General features: G+C 73.4%; 16 protein-coding genes. 8 read left to right on the plus strand and 8 right to left on the minus strand.

The features are described 5' to 3' along the window. Window positions 1-17: 17 nt before the first annotated feature. From AB0I29_RS13905 to AB0I29_RS13920, 4 genes are all read right to left on the minus strand, one after another. Window positions 18-758, minus strand: coding sequence for a metal-dependent transcriptional regulator (locus AB0I29_RS13905; RefSeq protein ID WP_285108492.1), 741 nt, complete (start codon window positions 756-758; stop codon window positions 18-20). A gap of 9 nt (window positions 759-767) precedes the next feature. Then, the gene (locus AB0I29_RS13910) at window positions 768-2,435 is read right to left on the minus strand and encodes a metallophosphoesterase (RefSeq protein WP_357482233.1); all 1,668 of its coding nucleotides are present in this window, start codon (window positions 2,433-2,435) and stop codon (window positions 768-770) included. 123 nt (window positions 2,436-2,558) lie between these two features. Further along, window positions 2,559-3,365 (minus strand): Ku protein, encoded by an 807-nt coding sequence (locus tag AB0I29_RS13915; protein ID WP_357482235.1) that lies wholly within the window; start codon window positions 3,363-3,365, stop codon window positions 2,559-2,561. Window positions 3,366-3,421: 56 nt separating this feature from the next. After that, window positions 3,422-3,742, minus strand: a complete 321-nt coding sequence (locus AB0I29_RS13920) for a glutaredoxin family protein (RefSeq protein WP_350224617.1) — start codon at window positions 3,740-3,742, stop codon at window positions 3,422-3,424. 111 nt (window positions 3,743-3,853) lie between these two features. Here AB0I29_RS13920 and AB0I29_RS13925 point away from each other — a divergent pair, with 111 nt between their 5' ends. Together AB0I29_RS13925 and AB0I29_RS13930 are read left to right on the plus strand one after the other, a co-directional pair. Next, the gene (locus tag AB0I29_RS13925; RefSeq protein ID WP_357482237.1) at window positions 3,854-6,490 is read left to right on the plus strand and encodes an ATP-dependent DNA ligase; all 2,637 of its coding nucleotides are present in this window, start codon (window positions 3,854-3,856) and stop codon (window positions 6,488-6,490) included. A gap of 233 nt (window positions 6,491-6,723) precedes the next feature. Continuing rightward, window positions 6,724-7,647: an NADP-dependent oxidoreductase gene (locus tag AB0I29_RS13930; RefSeq protein WP_285108485.1), complete on the plus strand. Its 924-nt coding sequence runs from the start codon at window positions 6,724-6,726 to the stop codon at window positions 7,645-7,647. 101 nt (window positions 7,648-7,748) lie between these two features. Here the strand turns inward: AB0I29_RS13930 and AB0I29_RS13935 are convergent, their stop codons facing one another. The 4 genes from AB0I29_RS13935 to AB0I29_RS13950 form a co-directional block, all read right to left on the minus strand. Beyond that, a complete protein-coding gene (locus AB0I29_RS13935) occupies window positions 7,749-8,276 on the minus strand; it encodes an N-acetyltransferase (protein ID WP_357482240.1) in 528 nt (175 codons plus the stop codon). Next, window positions 8,273-8,707 (minus strand): VOC family protein, encoded by a 435-nt coding sequence (locus tag AB0I29_RS13940; RefSeq protein ID WP_357482242.1) that lies wholly within the window; start codon window positions 8,705-8,707, stop codon window positions 8,273-8,275. The genes AB0I29_RS13935 and AB0I29_RS13940 overlap by 4 nt, the downstream gene beginning before the upstream one ends. A gap of 96 nt (window positions 8,708-8,803) precedes the next feature. Further along, window positions 8,804-9,655 carry a siderophore-interacting protein gene (locus AB0I29_RS13945; protein ID WP_357482244.1) on the minus strand — a complete coding sequence of 284 codons (852 nt, stop codon included), beginning with the start codon at window positions 9,653-9,655 and terminating at the stop codon, window positions 8,804-8,806. A 19-nt stretch (window positions 9,656-9,674) separates the two neighbouring features. Then, window positions 9,675-11,063 (minus strand): DHA2 family efflux MFS transporter permease subunit, encoded by a 1,389-nt coding sequence (locus AB0I29_RS13950; RefSeq protein WP_357482246.1) that lies wholly within the window; start codon window positions 11,061-11,063, stop codon window positions 9,675-9,677. A 118-nt stretch (window positions 11,064-11,181) separates the two neighbouring features. Between AB0I29_RS13950 and AB0I29_RS13955 the strand changes: the two genes are divergently transcribed. The 6 genes from AB0I29_RS13955 to AB0I29_RS13980 all read left to right on the plus strand — a co-directional run bounded on the left by AB0I29_RS13955 (window position 11,182) and on the right by AB0I29_RS13980 (window position 15,615). Continuing rightward, the gene (locus AB0I29_RS13955; protein ID WP_357482248.1) at window positions 11,182-11,721 is read left to right on the plus strand and encodes an N-acetyltransferase family protein; all 540 of its coding nucleotides are present in this window, start codon (window positions 11,182-11,184) and stop codon (window positions 11,719-11,721) included. Window positions 11,722-11,797: 76 nt separating this feature from the next. Further along, window positions 11,798-12,433: a GNAT family N-acetyltransferase gene (locus tag AB0I29_RS13960; RefSeq protein WP_285108475.1), complete on the plus strand. Its 636-nt coding sequence runs from the start codon at window positions 11,798-11,800 to the stop codon at window positions 12,431-12,433. A 234-nt stretch (window positions 12,434-12,667) separates the two neighbouring features. Then, on the plus strand, window positions 12,668-13,873 hold the full coding sequence (locus tag AB0I29_RS13965; protein ID WP_357482251.1) for a GNAT family N-acetyltransferase: 1,206 nt from the start codon (window positions 12,668-12,670) through the stop codon (window positions 13,871-13,873). A gap of 151 nt (window positions 13,874-14,024) precedes the next feature. Continuing rightward, the gene (locus AB0I29_RS13970) at window positions 14,025-14,243 is read left to right on the plus strand and encodes a hypothetical protein (RefSeq protein ID WP_357482253.1); all 219 of its coding nucleotides are present in this window, start codon (window positions 14,025-14,027) and stop codon (window positions 14,241-14,243) included. A gap of 113 nt (window positions 14,244-14,356) precedes the next feature. Next, window positions 14,357-14,965 (plus strand): TetR/AcrR family transcriptional regulator, encoded by a 609-nt coding sequence (locus AB0I29_RS13975; protein ID WP_357482255.1) that lies wholly within the window; start codon window positions 14,357-14,359, stop codon window positions 14,963-14,965. After that, the gene (locus AB0I29_RS13980; RefSeq protein ID WP_357482257.1) at window positions 14,962-15,615 is read left to right on the plus strand and encodes a pyridoxal 5'-phosphate synthase; all 654 of its coding nucleotides are present in this window, start codon (window positions 14,962-14,964) and stop codon (window positions 15,613-15,615) included. Before AB0I29_RS13975 ends, AB0I29_RS13980 begins: the two co-directional genes overlap by 4 nt. Window positions 15,616-15,680: the final 65 nt, after the last annotated feature.

A 15,680-nucleotide genomic window follows, 5' to 3' on the forward strand; every position in this document is an offset into this window, starting at 1 on the left:
AGAGAACGGGGAGCAGCCTACTCCTGCGCCACCCAGACGCGGGAGGCCGCCAGCAGGCCGAGATCGGCCACCCGCTCGTCGGCGTCGGACCCACCAGCACCACCCGCCGCGCCGTCGGCCCCGGGGGCCGGCGTGCAGGTCCAGGCCACGGCGACCGTCCCGGCGAACTCGCGTCGCGTGGTGACCTCCACGCGGATGTCCAGGTCCAGGCCCAGCTCGGCGAGGTACCGCAGCGCCTCCGGGTCGGCGTCGGAGATCCGCACCACCGTGCCCGCGTCGCCCGCGTGCATCGATGACAGCGGCACCGCGTCGGGCCGCACCACCGTGCCGTCGGCCGACGGGATCGGGTCGCCGTGCGGATCGCGCGACGGGTTGCCCAGCCGCGCCGCCATCCGCTCCACGAAGACGTCCGAGACCGCGTGCTCCAGCACCTCGGCCTCGTCGTGCACCTCGTCCCACCCGTACCCGAGCTGTTCCACGAGGAACGTCTCCAGGAGCCGGTGGCGGCGCACCATCACGAGCGCGAGCCTGCGACCCTCGTCCGTCAGCCGGATCGCGCCGTACCGCTCGTGCTCCAGCAGCCCCTGGCCGCTCAGCCGGCGCACCGTCTCGGACACCGTGGAGGCGCCCACGCCCAGCCGGTCGGCCAGATGCTTGGTGGTCACCTTCTCGTCCGACCACTCCTGGGCCGACCACACCGCCTTCAGGTAGTCCTGGGCGACGGGCGTCAGCTCGGCCGGGTCGGTTGTGATCTCCACGCCCCGAGCCTAGTTGCCCGACGCCGACGACGACGGCGAGGGCCCGGCATCCGGTACGTCACCCGGAACATCCCCGGGCACCTCGTCCGGCAGCGGGACGGCCGGCGGGATCGCCTGACGCTCGCTCACGGCCGCCTCGCCCTCGGGCGTCACCTCGACGAGCTGCCAGTCCACGAACTGCCGCCGCTCCGGGTCGAACCGCAGCACCGTCATCTCGGAGGTGTCGCGCAGCGGACCCACCGAGGTGTTCCCCTTGGTGGCGCCACCGGTGCTCGCGTTCACGTACCGCACGCCGTAACCCACCACGTCGGGGCCGATCCGCGTGTGCATGTGCCCCGAGATCTGGAACGGCACGCAGCCCGACTCCAGGGCCGCGTCGCCGACCGCGGGCTGGTGGATCATCAGCAGGTCCACCCGGTCCTCCTCCGTGAACCCGCCCAGGCCGGCCTCCCCGGCCGCCTCGCACGCCACGTCCCGCAGACGCTCGCCGGCCTGCTCGGGCGTCTCCTCGCGCGCGACCACCGTGCCGCCGCCGATCCGCGTCTCCAGCGGGTCCCGGTCCCCCAGGATCCGCACGCCCTCCACCTCGACGATCTCCCCGTCGAGCACGATCTGCCGGTTGGCCAGCTCCGTGGCCGTCGTCAGGCGCGAGTCGTGGTTGCCGTCCGACACGACGAACGGGACGCCGTCCGGCACCGCCGAGGCGAACGAGTCCACGCAGACCGACTCCACGCTCGTCCCGTTGATCGTGGTGTCCCCGGCATTGAGCATCACGTCGGGCGCCAGCCGGTCCGCGAGGTCACGGATCAGCGGCGTCATCCCCGTGTTGCAGTGCAGGTCGGAGACCAGCAGGAACGTCACGTAGTCGGGTTCCTCCGGGCTGCCCGACGCCGTCGGCCCCTCCTCGCCCTGCGCCGCCTCCTGCTCCGCGATCCGGGCGTCCCACGCCGCCAGCAGCTTCTCCCGGGCACCCGCGTAGAACACCTCGTTGGCCTGGTAGGTCTCCACGAGCTGGCTGCTGTACGTGTCGATCACGCCCGCCAGCCGGCCCGTGATCCGGGCGCCCTCCAGGGCCGTCCCCGCGAACACCGGCGAGGCCGGCAGCGCGGCCCGCTCCTCGGGCCCGGCGCTCGCCGTGGCGGTCGCGGCCACCAGCACGACGACGAGGCCGGCGGCGGTGATCTCCCAGGTGCGGGACGCGAAGGTGCGCGCGAGCTCCCGCCGTCGGGCGACGCCGAGCAGGGCCCGCAGACCGAACGCGACCCCGACCAGCACCACCGCCGCGGCGGCCGCCCCGCGCAGCGCGTCCCAGGCCAGCGCCCACGCCACGGTGCGCACCGTGCGCTGCGGGGTGTCGAAGAACTGCAGGTACCCGTCGAGGTCGCCCGCCAGCGCGTCGAAGCTGGCCGCGTCCACCGCCGAGAGGTCGGTGGGGATCTCGTGCACCGTGATCCGCACCCCGAGGGTCAGGGGCAGCGGGGAGTCGGTCACGACCGTGCCGAGCGGGCCGAGGTCGGCGACGATCTGGTCGTCCGCGGTGACCGCGTAGGTGGCCTCGTGCGGGCCGAGACTGAGGTCGGCTCTCGCCGTCGTGATCCCGAACATCAGGCAGAACAGGGCGGCTGCCACTCCCGCAAGGGTCCAGCGCAGCCAGCGGGGCGGGTTGGGACGACTCATCTCCTCTACCTTTTCATGCGTCCGCCGCACCCACCCGCCGCGCGGACGGGTACGCCGCCGTCCGACGGCGTACTCGTCCGCGCCCCACCCGACCCCGCGCCGAGCCCGGCCGTGCGGGAGAGGTCAGCCGGTCTTGCGGGACTTCTTGGCGTCCGCGACGCTGCGCTTCAGGGCCTCCATGAGGTCCACGACCTCGGCGCCCTCGCCCTCCTCCTCGGCCTGCTCGCCGAACGTCGCCGCCGTGTCGACGGTCTCGCCCGCCTCCAGCTTCGCGTCCACGAGCTTGCGCAGCTGCACCTGGTAGTCGTCCTCGTAGTCCTCGGGCGTGAAGTCCGCCTCGAAGCTGCCGACGAGCTGGGCCGACATCGTCAGCTCCTTGGCGCTCACCTTCGCCGGCTCGTCGAGGGACGGGAACGCGGCCTCGCGGATCTCGTCGGCCCACAGGAGGGTCTGCAGCACCAGGATCTCGTCCCGGACCCGCAGCGCCGCGAGCCGGGTGCGCTGCCGGAGCGCGAACTTCACGACCGCCGTGCGGTCGGTCTCCTCCAGCGTGCGGCGCAGCAGCACGTACGCCTTCGTGGACTTGGAGTCCGGCTCCAGGTAGTAGGTCCGGTCGAACATGATCGGGTCGATCTGCTCGCTGGGCACGAACTCGACCACCGATATCTCCCGGTCCCGCTCGGCGGGCAGGTCGGCGAGGTCCTGCTTGGTGAGCACCACGGTGCGCTCACCGTCGTCGTAGGCCCGGTCGATGTGCTCGTACGGCACCACCTCGCCGTCGATCTCGCACACGCGCTTGTACCTGATGCGTCCGCCGTCGGCGTCATGCACCTGGTGCAACGGCACGTCGTGGTCCTCGGTCGCGCTGTACAGCTTGACCGGGACGTTGACGAGACCGAAGGTCACGGCACCCTTCCAGATCGCCCTCATCCTTCTATGGTGCGCCCCAAGCGCACGACATGCCCAGGTTTAGTCCTGGGCCGGCGTCAGAGGCCCGCGCGGTCCAGCTTCGCGCAGAGCTCGGCGTTGGTGGGCTCCACGAGCTGCTCGCCGTCCGGGAAGACCAGCACCGGGATGGTCTTTCGCCCGGTCAGCGCCTCGGCCTCGTCGGCCCGGGTGGGGTGCGCGGCGAGGTCCACGTAGACGTAGTCCACGCGCCGGACGTCGAGCACGGCCTTGCTGCGCCGGCAGTCCCGGCACCACTCGGCGCCGTAGACGGTGAGCCGCTCGGGCCGGCCGATCGAGGGAGCGGCGGCGGCAGCCGAGAGGGGCGCCACGGACACGTCGATCGAGATGTCAGAAATCACTCGCGGGAGCCTAGCGGAGTTCTTCACCCGGCCTCTACACCGTTCGAGTGATCTCGCCGACTCCGGGCACGACTCCGAGCGCACGAGGCCGACCGGCGGCACGATGGTGGGATGGCGACGACGCAGACGGTCACGGTGGACGGCCACCGCCTGCGCCTGAGCAACCTCGACAAGGTGCTGTACCCGGCGTCGGGCACCACCAAGGGCGAGGTGCTGCACTACCTGGCGGAGGTGGCCCCCGTGCTGCTGCCGCACGCGGCCAACCGCCCCGCGACCCGCAAGCGCTGGCCCGACGGCACCAGCGGGCAGATGTTCTTCCAGAAGAACCTCGACGCCTCCACCCCCGACTGGGTCAAGCGCCGGTCGATCCAGCACAAGAAGTCGGCCAACGACTACGTGCTGGTCAACGACCTGGCGACCCTGACCTGGCTCGGCCAGACCGCGACGTTGGAGCTGCACACCCCGCAGTGGCAGTTCGGCCGCACGGGGGCGCGCCTCGACCCGGACCGCCTCGTGCTGGACCTCGACCCCGGGCCCGGCGCCGGGCTCGCCGAGTGCGCCGAGGTGGCGCGCTGGGCCCGCGAGATCCTGCGCGGCATGGACCTGGAGCCGTACCCCGTCACGTCCGGGTCCAAGGGCATCCACCTGTACGCGGCCCTCGGCAAGGCGGCCGACACCCGGCTCGACTCCGACGCCGTGTCCGCCGTGGCGCACGAGCTCGCCCGGTATCTGGAGGCCGAGCACCCCGACCTGGTCGTCAGCGACATGAGCAAGGCCCTGCGGTCGGGCAAGGTGCTGGTCGACTGGTCGCAGAACAACGGCAGCAAGACCACCATCGCGCCCTACTCCCTGCGCGGGCTCGACCGGCCCTGGGTCGCCGCGCCCCGCACCTGGGCGGAGCTGGAGGACCCGGACCTCGCCCAGCTCACGCCCGAGGACGTGGTCGCGCGCATCGCGGCCGACGGCGACCTCCTCGCACCTCTGCTGGAGGGGCACCTCGCCGCCCTGGAACCGACGTCGGAGCGCCTGGCCACCTTCCAGAAGCTGGAGACCTACCGCGCCAAGCGTGACCCGGCGAAGACCCCGGAGCCGTTCGGGCCCGCGACCAGCGCCTCGCCGTCCGGCACGGACGACGAGGCCGGCCAGGGCGACGCGGGCTCCGCGGCCTCCCCGGGCGACGCGGACCAAGAGGCCGCCCCCACCTTCGTCATCCAGGAGCACCACGCCCGCCGCCTGCACTGGGACTTCCGGCTGGAGCACGAGGGCGTCCTGGTGAGCTGGGCCCTCCCCCGCGGCGAACCCACCGACCCCGCGAAGAACCACCTGGCCGTCCAGACCGAGGACCACCCCCTCGAGTACGGCACGTTCGAGGGCAGCATCCCCGGCGGCGAGTACGGCGCGGGCGCCGTCACGATCTGGGACTCCGGCACCTACGAGCTCGAGAAGTGGCGCGACGACGAGGTGATCGTCACGCTGCGCTCCGCCGAGCGCGGAGCCCGGCGGCTCGCCCTGATCCGCACCGGCGGGCGCGACGGCGACGCCGAGAACAACTGGCTGATCCACCTGACCAAGGCCCAGCCGGACGGCGCCGGCGCGCCGGGTCCCGCCGGCCACACGAGCACCGCCTCCCCGGACGACACCGGAGCGGACGGCACCGGAGCGGACGGCACAGGACCGGACGGCGCGGCGCCGGCATCGCGCACGACAGCAACGACCAGCCGGACGACCGGCACCCAGCGGGACGAACGGCGTCGGCCCATGCTCGCCACCGCCGCCGCACCCGGCGACCTCACCCGGCCCGACGACTGGGCCTTCGAGATGAAGTGGGACGGCTTCCGCACCCTCGCCCATGTCCAGGACCCCGAGACCCTGCGCCTGGTCAGCCGCTCCGGGCAGGACCTCACCGTCACGTTCCCCGAGCTCGCCGCGCTCGCGGGCCAGGTCGACGCCGCCCGCCTGCCGGTCGTGCTCGACGGCGAGATCGTCGCCCTCGACCGCGCCGGCCGCCCCGACTTCCGCCGCCTCCAGCACCGCGCCAACCTGCGCAAGGAGCGCGACGTCGCACGCGCCAAGGCCCAGGTCCAGGTGGACCTCATGCTGTTCGACGTGCTGGTCGCCGACGGCGACGACGTCACCGCCCGCCCCTACACCGAGCGGCGGGAGCTCCTGGAGTCCCTGGTCACGCCGAGCGCACCCGTGCACCTCCCGCCCGCGTTCGACGGTGACCTGGAGGCCGCCCTCCGCACGTCGCGCACCCTCAGGCTGGAGGGCGTGGTCGCCAAGCGCCGCACCTCCACCTACGCCGGACGGCGCTCGCACGAGTGGCTCAAGATCAAGCACCAGGCCATGCAGGAGGTGGTGGTCGTGGGCTGGCGGCCGGGCCGCGCCGACGCCTCCGTGATGGGCTCGCTGCTCATGGCGGTGCCGGACGCGAGCGGCGACGACTCCGGCCTGCGCTACGTCGGCCGGGTGGGCACGGGCTTCTCCGAGCGCGAGCGCCGGGAGATCACCACGCGGCTGCGAGGCATGGAGCGCAAGACGCCGGGCGTGTCCGGCGTGCCCGCGGAGGACGCCTCGGACGCCCGCTGGGTCACGCCCAGCCTGGTGGGCGAGGTGACGTACGCGGACTGGGCCGAGGGTCCGGACGGCGCGTCGGGCGAGCGGCGCATGCGGCACTCGGTGTGGCGGGGCTGGCGTCCGGAGAAGACGCCGGCGGAGGTCGTCGTGGACACCCCTGGTCACGGGTGACGCCGTGGGCCGGACGAGCGCGGCGAAGTGCCGCGAAGTGCCGCGAAGTGCGTTTCTACCCAGTCATCGGGCCCGTGATCAGGTCGTTTCCGGGCCCAATGGCTGGGTAGAAGCGCACCGAAGTCGGGCGACCCGGGGCGCTTGGCACACTATTACCGATGCAACAGCGGTGTGTGCCCGGCCGGTGCGGCGAGCGCGGAATACCGGCGTCCGCCAGGCAGGTTGTCGCCTGCATGCGAGCGATCACGTATGCACGGTTCGGCAGCGCCGACGTCCTGGAGCTCACCGAGCAGCCCGACCCGCACATCGGCCCCGACACGGTCGTGGTGCGAGTGCGGGCGGCGTCGGTCAACCCGGTCGACTGGAAGATCCGCGAGGGCTACCTGCAGGGCCTCATCGACGCGGAGCTGCCGGCGATCCCGGGCTGGGACGTCGCGGGCGTCATCGAGCAGGTGGGCCTGGACACCCCCGAGTACCAGGTCGGCGACGAGGTGTACGGCTACGTGCGCAAGGACACCGTGCACGGCGGCACGTTCGCCGAGCTCGTCGCCGCGCCCGTGCGCACCCTGGCGCGCAAGCCGGCGTCGCTGAGCTTCGAGGAGGCCGCGGCGGTACCGCTCGCGGGCCTCACCGCCTACCAGGCGATCCAGCGGGCCGGTGTGCGGGACGGCCAGACCGTGCTGGTGCACGCCGCGGCCGGCGGCGTCGGCGCGTTCGCGGTGCAGATCGCCAGGGCGCTGGGCGCCCGCGTCATCGGCACGGCGAGCGAGCGGAACCACGAGTTCCTGCGCGGCCTCGGCGCCGAGCCCGTCACCTATGGCGACGGCCTGGCCGACCGCGTCCGCGCGCTCGCCCCGGAGGGCGTCGACGTGGTCCTGGACTTCGTGGGCGGCGGCACGGTCGCCGCCAGCACCGAGCTCCTGGCCGACGGCGGCACGGTCGCCTCGATCACGGACCCCACCGCCCGCTCCGAGCACGGCGGGCACTACGTGTGGGTGCGTCCGTCGACCGCCGACCTCGACGCGCTCACCGCGCTGTTCGACGCCGGCAAGCTGTCCGTCGAGGTGGCGCAGGTCTTCGACCTCGCCGACGCGGCCGACGCCCACCGGGCCAACGAGTCCGGCCACACCCGCGGCAAGGTCGTGGTCCGGGTCTGACCCTCCCCCTGGCCGGGTGGCTCGGGGGGCCGGCCACCCGAGTACTGCCGACCGCAGGGAGGCAGGCCTGGGATCAGGCCAGGCCCGGGCCTGCGTGGGGATCAGCCGTAGACCGGTGGGTAACTGATCGCGCCGCGCAGGCTCGCGTCGGCCGGGTCGTAGGCCGGCAGGAGGTGGACCTGGCCCGCCTCGGGCGGGGCCCAGTCCGGCAGCTGCATCTCGATCCCGTGGTCGCGGGCCGCGACGAATCCGAGCGCCCCGTAGTACGCCGGGCTGCCCTCCAGCACGACGAAGGGCTCGCCCGCCTGCTCGGCACCCGCGAGCACGGCCCGGACCAGGGCCGAACCGATGCCGCGCCGCTGGTGCTCCGGTAGAACGCCGAGCGGGGTGAGCATCGCGACCTCGCGCTCTCCGGCCTCGCCCGTGACGGTGCAGCCGGTGATCATGACGTGGCCCACCACCGCGCCGTCGGACACCGCCACCAGCGAGAGCGCCGGGCGGTAGATCCAGGACTCGCGGATGCGGTCGACGCCGTCGGCGACCCGGTCCTCGTCGAAGGCCGCGACCTGCACCGTGCGGATCGCGGGGAAGTCCTCCGGCGCCTCGGGCCGGATCGTCCAGTCGCTCATGCGTCGGCGGGTTCGGCCGGGGCGGCCGCCTGGTCGGCGGCGCCGACCTCTTCCCGCGAGCGCAGGACGCAGAACTCGTTGCCCTCCGGGTCGGCGAAGGTCACCCAGCCCGATCCGGGACCGTAGATCCCGCGGTGGTCGTCGACGACGGTGGCCCCGAGCGCCTTGACCCGTTCGACCTCGACGTCGCGCAGGTCCGCGCGCGGACGCAGGTCGAGGTGCACGCGGTTCTTGACCGTCTTGGCCTCCGGCACCTCGACGAACAGCACGTTCACCCCCTCGCCGTCGGGGTCGACGATCATGCACTCCTCATGACCGGGCAGGTTCGGGTCGCCGGGCACGTCCTGGTAGCCGAGCACCGGTTTCCACCACTCGGACAGCGTGTACGCGTCGGAGGAGTCCACGGTCACGTGCGAGACGAAGGAAGTCATGCGGGGACCCTGGCACAGCCGCCCCCACGCGCCAACGCATTAACCGCGCGGCTGGGTGGTCGGCAGGCGAGCACCAGCCCGGCCTGGCGCCGGAGCTCAGCTCGGGGACGAGCGGCCGTGGCGCCAGTAGCCGACGAAGTCGACGTGCGCCTTGGGCACCCCGCGATCGCCCACCAGGTGCCGGCGCGCGCCCGTGGCCAGCGCCGACTCGCCGATCGTGAAGGCGTACACGTCACCGGTGCACCCCGCCAGGTCCAGGGCGCACAGCTCCGCGAGCGCCGCCTGCCCGGGGACGGCGTGCGGGTTGGCGTCGGACCGCACCACCCAGCGCACCTCGACGCCGGTCGGGGCGCGGAACTCCTGCTTGTCCGCGGCCGTGGGTACCTCGACGACGGCGAGGCCGCGCGCGTCGCCGGGCAGGGACTCGCAGATGCCCGCGACGGCGGGCAGGCCGGACTCGTCGGCGACCAGGAGCGTCCAGTCGTGGTCGTGCCGCGGGTTGTAGGCGACGCCCTGGTCGAGCAGGCCGACGCGCAGGCCCTGCTCCGCGGCCTGGGCGAAGCCGGCCCCCGGCCCGACGGCATGTCCGCCGTCGTGCCCGGCCTCCTCGTCGTCCCCCGCGTGCAGCACGAAGTCGACGTCGAGCTCGTTCAGGTCGGGGCGCGCGGCGCGGACGGTGTAGTTGCGCACCCACGGCCGGCGGGCCTTGGGCGTGGTGAGGTACTCGGCGTACCAGAGCCCGGAGGTGCGCGTGGGCAGGCGCAGCATGTCCTGCCCGGCGCGCGGCAGGAACAGGCGGAACCACTGGTCGTAGCCGGCGGGCGTGAACCGGTCGAGCTCGTCGCCGCCGAGGGTCACGCGCATCATGTTCGGCGAGACCTGCTTGGTGCTGATGACCTCGGCCATCACGACGTGCGGGTCGACGGCCTTGCGCCCCTTGAATGCCATGCACTGAGGTTAGGCATACCTAACTGGTTTTGACCAGGTTTGCGTCGGGATCTACTCCACGCACGTTCCGGATCCCCACCAGCGACAGCAGCCCGCCGAGGAACAGGAGGCCCGCCGTCACCAGGAGGGCCCGGTGGAACGACGCGACGTCGAGCACGCCGCCCGTGATGATCCCCGCGAACGCCACGGTCACCAGGCCCGCCACGCGCGCCACGGCGTTGTTCACGGCGGAGCCGATGCCGGCGTCGTGCGTCGGGACGGCGCCCAGGATCGCGGCCGTCAGGGGCGCCACGGTGATCGCGAGGCCGAGCCCGAAGACGAGCTGACCGGGCAGCACCTGCGTGGGGTAGTACGCGGTCTCGTCCATGGCGAGCATGAGCAGGTAGCCGACCCCCGCCACGATCGGCCCCACGGTCATGAAGAGCCGCGGCCCGTACCGGCCGGCGAGCGTGCCGAACCATGCCGACAGGGCGATCATCGCGATCGTCGTCGGCAGCTGCGCCACCCCGGACGCGGTGGCGGAGTACCCCGCGACCTGCTGCAGGAACAGGGTGAGCACGAAGCCGCCCAGCGACAGCGCGCCGTAGATCGCCGTGGTGGCCAGGTTGCCCCAGGCGAAGTTGCGCGCCCGGAACAGGCGCAGCGGCAGCATCGGGTCCGCCGCCCGCCGCTGGTAGAGCACGAACGCCACCAGCATCACGGCGCCGGCGATGATCGAGACGAGGATGACGGGCGACGTCCAGCCGAGCCGCTCCCCCTCGATCAGCCCGAACACCACGCCCGCGAGGCCGAGCGCGGCCAGCACCGCGCCGGGCACGTCGATGTGCCGGCCCGGCTCGCCCTCCGCGGCGGGGACGCCGCGCAGGAGCCAGAGCGTCACGGCGATGACGGGCACGTTGATCCAGAACACCCAGCGCCACGACGCGAAGTCCACCAGCATGCCGCCCACGAACGGGCCCACGATCATCGCGCTGGTGGTCAGCGCGGTCCACCGGCCGATCGCGCGGGACTGCGCCTCGCCGCTGAACGTCGCGATGATCAGCGCCAGGGAGCTCGGCACCAGCAGGGCACCGGCCACCCCCTGCAGGGCACGCGCGAGCACGAGGAAGGGACCGGTGGGCGCGACGGCGCACAGGATGGAGGCGAGGGCGAACCCGACGAGCCCGGCGGCCAGCACGCGGCGCCGGCCGTAGACGTCGGAGATCGAACCGGCCACGAGCATCAGCGCGCCGAGGGTGATCAGGTACGCGTCCACGACCCACTGCTGCAGGGGCAGCGCCTCCATGCCGGGCCCCGCCAGCTCGTCCGCGATCGCGGGCAGGGCGACGCTCACCACCGTGCCGTCGAGGAACGACACGAAGGAGCCGAGGACGGCGACGACGAGGACTCGTCTCTGGAGTGTGGTCACGGGCCTCACGCTATGCCCGGCCACCGACAACCGCCCCGCCGCCAGGATTTCGCCCGAGGCAGCCGGCCTCGACCCCGTCGTGTCCCGACCACGCCCGAACATCCGGCACGATCGCCCCATGGACCTGACGATCCGCCCCGCGACCCTCGACGACGCCGCGGCGTGCGCCGACATCTACTCCTACTACGTGCGCGAGACCCACATCAGCTTCGAGTCCGAGCCGCCGGACGCCGAGGAGATGGCGCGGCGCATCGCGAGCTACTCGGCCGGCCACGCGTGGCTCGTCGCCCTGGAGGCGGGCACGACCGACGTCGTCGGCTTCGCGTACGCCGCGCCCTACTCGCCGCGCGAGGCCTACCGCTGGTCGGCCGAGACCAGCGTCTACCTCCAGCAGGGCCGACGCCGGACGGGCGCGGGCCGTGCACTGTACGAGGAGCTCTTCGACCGGCTCGCCGCACGCGGCTTCCGCCGGCTGGTGGCAGGCCTGGCCCTGCCGAACGAGGCCAGCCTGGGCCTGCACACCGCCGTCGGGTTCGAGGTGGTCGGCACGTTCCACCAGATCGGCTGGAAGCACGGCCGGTGGCACGACGTCATGCGGCTGCAGAAGGACCTGGCGCCCGGGCTCGGGGACGCGCCGCCCGCCGGCGAGCCCGGCTGATCTACCCGCTCGGCCGGTCGCCGTCAATTCAGTGTTGCGATCATCCTGGCCGCACGGAACACGAAAGGATCCGTGCATGGACAGCATCGTCCGCGTCGCGACTCCCGACGACGCCGCAGCTTGCGCCGCCATCTACGCCCCCTTCGTCGCCGACTCGGCGGCGACGTTCGAGACCCGCCCGCCGGACGCCCGCGAGATGACGCGCCGCATCGAGCGCTTCTTCGGCCGCGAGACATGGCTGGTGCTGGAGTCGCACGGCACGGTCGTGGGCTTCGCCTACGCCAAGCCGTTCGCGGACCGTCCGACGTTCCGGTGGACGCTCGAGACCAACGTGTACGTCGCGACCGAGCACCAGCGTGTCGGCGGAGGCCGCGCCCTGTACGAGGCGCTCCTGGCGCGGCTCGCGCGCCGCGGCTACCACCGCGTCGTCGCGAGCATCGTGCTGCCGAACGACCCCGCGATCGCGCTGCACGAGGCGGTCGGGTTCCAGCGCGCGGGCTCGTTCGAGAAGATCGGCTGGAAGCTGGGCGCCTGGCGCGACGCCGTCCTGTTCCAGCGCGACCTCGTGGCCGACGACGGCCTCGCCCCCGGCAACCGCACCGCCGACGCCGAGCTGCAGGGCCTGCTCACGCCCGAACCGCTGGAGGTCACGCGCACCCCGTTGCTGCGCCCGCACCCGGCGGAGGACCAGGTCGCGTACTTCGGCGACTGAGCCGGAGGCGCAGCGGAGGGTGCGGGCCGAGGAACGAGGCACGCGCCCGCAGCGGAGCCGCAGGCTCAGGCGCGATCCGTAGAGACTGTGCCGGAGGCGCAGCGGAGGGTGCGGGCCGAGGGACGAGGCAGCGCCCGCAGCGGAGCCGCAGGCTCAGGCGCCAGACAAGCAGAGCCTGAGCTGTCCTTCTTTTGGGCTCGCCCGCTCCCTCACCCGTTGCCTAGGGTCGCCTGCATGACCCTCACCGTGCGCCGGATCGAGTACGCCGACCAGCCCGACTACACCCGGCTGGGCGGCGAGGCGTTCGGTGTGCCCGCCGGGGGCCGCGCGGTCCCGACGGCAGAGGAGTGGGCCGCCTCCGGCTTTCGGGAGTGGGGTGCGTTCGACGGCGACGGGCTGGCCGCCCGCCTGCGCGTCTACGGGTTCACGTCGTGGTTCCACGGCGCGCGCGTGCCGACGGCGGGCGTGGCGGGGGTCGCCGTCGAGCCCGAGCGGCGCGGCTCCGGGCACCTCGCGCGCCTGTTCCGCACCGCGCTCGACGAGGCCCGCGAGCAGGGCGACGTCCTCTCCACGCTCTTCCCGTCCGCGCCGGGCATCTACCGCCGAATGGGCTACGAGGTGGTCGGCTCGTTCGACGACGTCGACGTGCCGCTGCAGAACCTGAACCGGGTGGCGGCGCCCGACGGCGTGGTGACCCGCCGGGCCGCGACGGCCGACTTCGACGCCGTCGTCGCCGTGCACCGCCGCTGGGCCGCGGCACAGAACGGGCCGGTCTCGCGGGCGGAGAAGCCGTTCTGGACCCCGCCGGAGAAGTTCTTCGCCGACTACACGGGCGTCACGCTGGCCCTCGACACCGCGGGCGAGGTGGTCGGCTTCGCGAGCTGGACCCGCGGCGAGGGGTACACACCGGCCACGACGGTCATGGAGATCGACGACCTCGTCGCGCTGACGCCCGACGCCGCCCGGGCCCTGTGGCGCACCCTCGGCAGCTTCTCGACGGTGGTCGGCACGGCGCGCGTGGCGACGTCGGGCCTGGATCCCGCGTGGCTGGTGCTGCCCGACCTGACCACGACCGTGCACTCCGCCCACCCGTACATGCTGCGTGTCCTGGACGTGGCCGGTGCGCTGGGCGGGCTCGCGACGCCGCTGGAGGGCGCCCGCGTGCCGTTCGCCGTCCGGGGCGCGGAGGATCTCGCGGGCGCCTGGACGCTCACGGTCTCGGACGGCGTCACGCATCTGGAGCGGGACGACGTCGCCGTCGACGACGCGCACCACGAGCGGCCTGTGCTCAGCCCGAACGGGCTGGCGCTGCTGTACTCGGGCGCGCAGTCGGCGGCGAACCTGCGGATCGCGGGCCACCTCACCGGCCCGGCGGACCACGACGCCGTCCTGACCGCGCTGTTCGCGGGCCGCCAGGTCCACGTCCGCGACTACTTCTGACCCACGCCGGCCGGCGCCCGCCTCCGGCCGGGACGGTGTTGACCACAGCATTTCCTGCCACGACCGGCGTCCACCTGGCAGCAACCGCTGTGCTCAAGCGCCCTCGGGGGGGCGCGTCGGGGCCGTGTTCGGCGCGGCGGATAATCGGCGGGTGGATATTCCTGTCGCCTGGTCCGTCGTACTCATCGTCACCGCGCTGTGGAACCTGCTCATCTGGCCGCGGTTCTGGCAGCGCATCGTCGCCGACCCCCGCTCGCGCGACGCCGACGGCCGGGCCACGACGTTCCTCACCGTGCACAGCGTGCTCATCGGGGTCTCGCTCGCCCTGGCCCTCGCGGTCGGCGTGCTGGGCGTGCTCACCCTCTTCTGACGTCGTCGAGATCTGGTGGCCGCACCGGGACCTGACCGTGCGCCACCAGATCTCGACGCATGCCCTGGCCGTCCGAGGTTGGCACCATACCTGGAGGTAGGTATGGTGCAGGCATGAGCAGCAGCACATCCGCACGTGAGCGGCTCGTCGGCGCCGCGCAGGATCTCTTCGCCGCCCAGGGGGTCGGGCCCACGAGCCCGCGCGCCGTGCTGGCGGCGTCCGGCGTCGGGCAGGGCAGCCTGTACCACCACTTCCCCACCAAGCACGACCTCGCCGTGACCGCCGTCGGCGCCACCGTGGACGACGTGCTGACGCGCGCGATGCGCACGCTCGGCGGCGACTCCCCCGCCGTCGAACGCCTCGTCGCCTACCTCGAACGGCCGCGCGAGGCGCTGGCCGGCTGCAAGATCGGCCGCCTCACCGCCGACCAGGCAGTGATGGACGACGACGGCCTGCACGACGTGGTGACCGCCTACTTCGTGCGGCTGCTCGGCGCCGTCACGCAGATCTTCCGCGAGACCGGGCTGCCCGACGACGTCGCCCGCGACCGTGCGCACGCCGCCCTCGCCATCATCCAGGGCGGGTACGTCCTGGCCCGGGCCACGCGGGATCCCGGCGCGCTCGACGCCGCGGTGCGCGGCTTCGTCGGCCTGCTGAACCAGGACCCGCCGAACCAAGACCCGCCGAACCAGGACCCCCTGAACCAGAAGGAGAACTCGTGACACTCCGCGAGCGCCTGCGCGCGCTGCCCACCTTTGCCCGGCCGGGGCTGCCGGTCCTCGACACCGCGGCCGCCCCGCCCACCCCGCACGACCTGTTCGTGACGTGGATCGAGCAGGCGATCGACGGCGGGCTGCTGGCCCCGCAGGCCGCGACGCTGTCGACGGCGGACGCCGCCGGGCGGGTCCACGCCCGCACGCTGGTGCTCAAGGACGTGACGGCGGACGGCTGGTGGTTCGCGTCGCAGTCCACGGGGCCCAAGGGGCGCGACCTGGCGGCGAACCCGAACGCCGCGCTGACGTTCTTCTGGCCGGAGCTGGGCCGCCAGGTCAAGGTGACGGGCACGGCGGCGTCGGCCGGGGCGGAGGCGAGCCGGGCGGACTTCCTCGCACGGCCGGACCTGTCGCGCGCCGCGGGGCTGGTGAACCACCAGAGCGAGCCGCTCGGGTCGCAGGAGGAGTACGCGGACGCGTTCGCCGAGGCGCTGCGCACGGTCACCGCCGACCCCGGCCTGGCTGCCCCGGACTGGACCGCGTACGTGCTCGCGCCGACCGAGGTCGAGTTCTGGCAGGCGCCGGACGACGGCCCGCACGCGCGGCTGCTGTACCGGGCGACGGCCGACGGCTGGTCGACCGGCCTGCTGTGGCCCTGACCGCCCGCTCGCCCGCCTCAGCCGACGTGTCAGACATACAGGTCACCCGGGTGACCTGTGCGTCT

This window comes from Promicromonospora sp. NPDC050262 (assembly GCF_040655935.1).
Classification (GTDB): Bacteria; Actinomycetota; Actinomycetes; order Actinomycetales; family Cellulomonadaceae; genus Promicromonospora.

Bases quoted from the DNA above. Each gene is read 5' to 3' on its own strand.
- AB0I29_RS13910 (WP_357482233.1), bottom strand. From the start codon at position 2,435: ATGAGTCGTCCCAACCCGCCCCGCTGGCTGCGCTGGACCCTTGCGGGA.
- AB0I29_RS13915 (WP_357482235.1), bottom strand. From the start codon at position 3,365: ATGAGGGCGATCTGGAAGGGTGCCGTGACCTTCGGTCTCGTCAACGTC.
- AB0I29_RS13925 (WP_357482237.1), top strand. From the start codon at position 3,854: ATGGCGACGACGCAGACGGTCACGGTGGACGGCCACCGCCTGCGCCTG.
- AB0I29_RS13930 (WP_285108485.1), top strand. From the start codon at position 6,724: ATGCGAGCGATCACGTATGCACGGTTCGGCAGCGCCGACGTCCTGGAG.
- AB0I29_RS13935 (WP_357482240.1), bottom strand. From the start codon at position 8,276: ATGAGCGACTGGACGATCCGGCCCGAGGCGCCGGAGGACTTCCCCGCG.
- AB0I29_RS13940 (WP_357482242.1), bottom strand. From the start codon at position 8,707: ATGACTTCCTTCGTCTCGCACGTGACCGTGGACTCCTCCGACGCGTAC.
- AB0I29_RS13945 (WP_357482244.1), bottom strand. From the start codon at position 9,655: ATGGCATTCAAGGGGCGCAAGGCCGTCGACCCGCACGTCGTGATGGCC.
- AB0I29_RS13955 (WP_357482248.1), top strand. From the start codon at position 11,182: ATGGACCTGACGATCCGCCCCGCGACCCTCGACGACGCCGCGGCGTGC.
- AB0I29_RS13960 (WP_285108475.1), top strand. From the start codon at position 11,798: ATGGACAGCATCGTCCGCGTCGCGACTCCCGACGACGCCGCAGCTTGC.
- AB0I29_RS13965 (WP_357482251.1), top strand. From the start codon at position 12,668: ATGACCCTCACCGTGCGCCGGATCGAGTACGCCGACCAGCCCGACTAC.
- AB0I29_RS13975 (WP_357482255.1), top strand. From the start codon at position 14,357: ATGAGCAGCAGCACATCCGCACGTGAGCGGCTCGTCGGCGCCGCGCAG.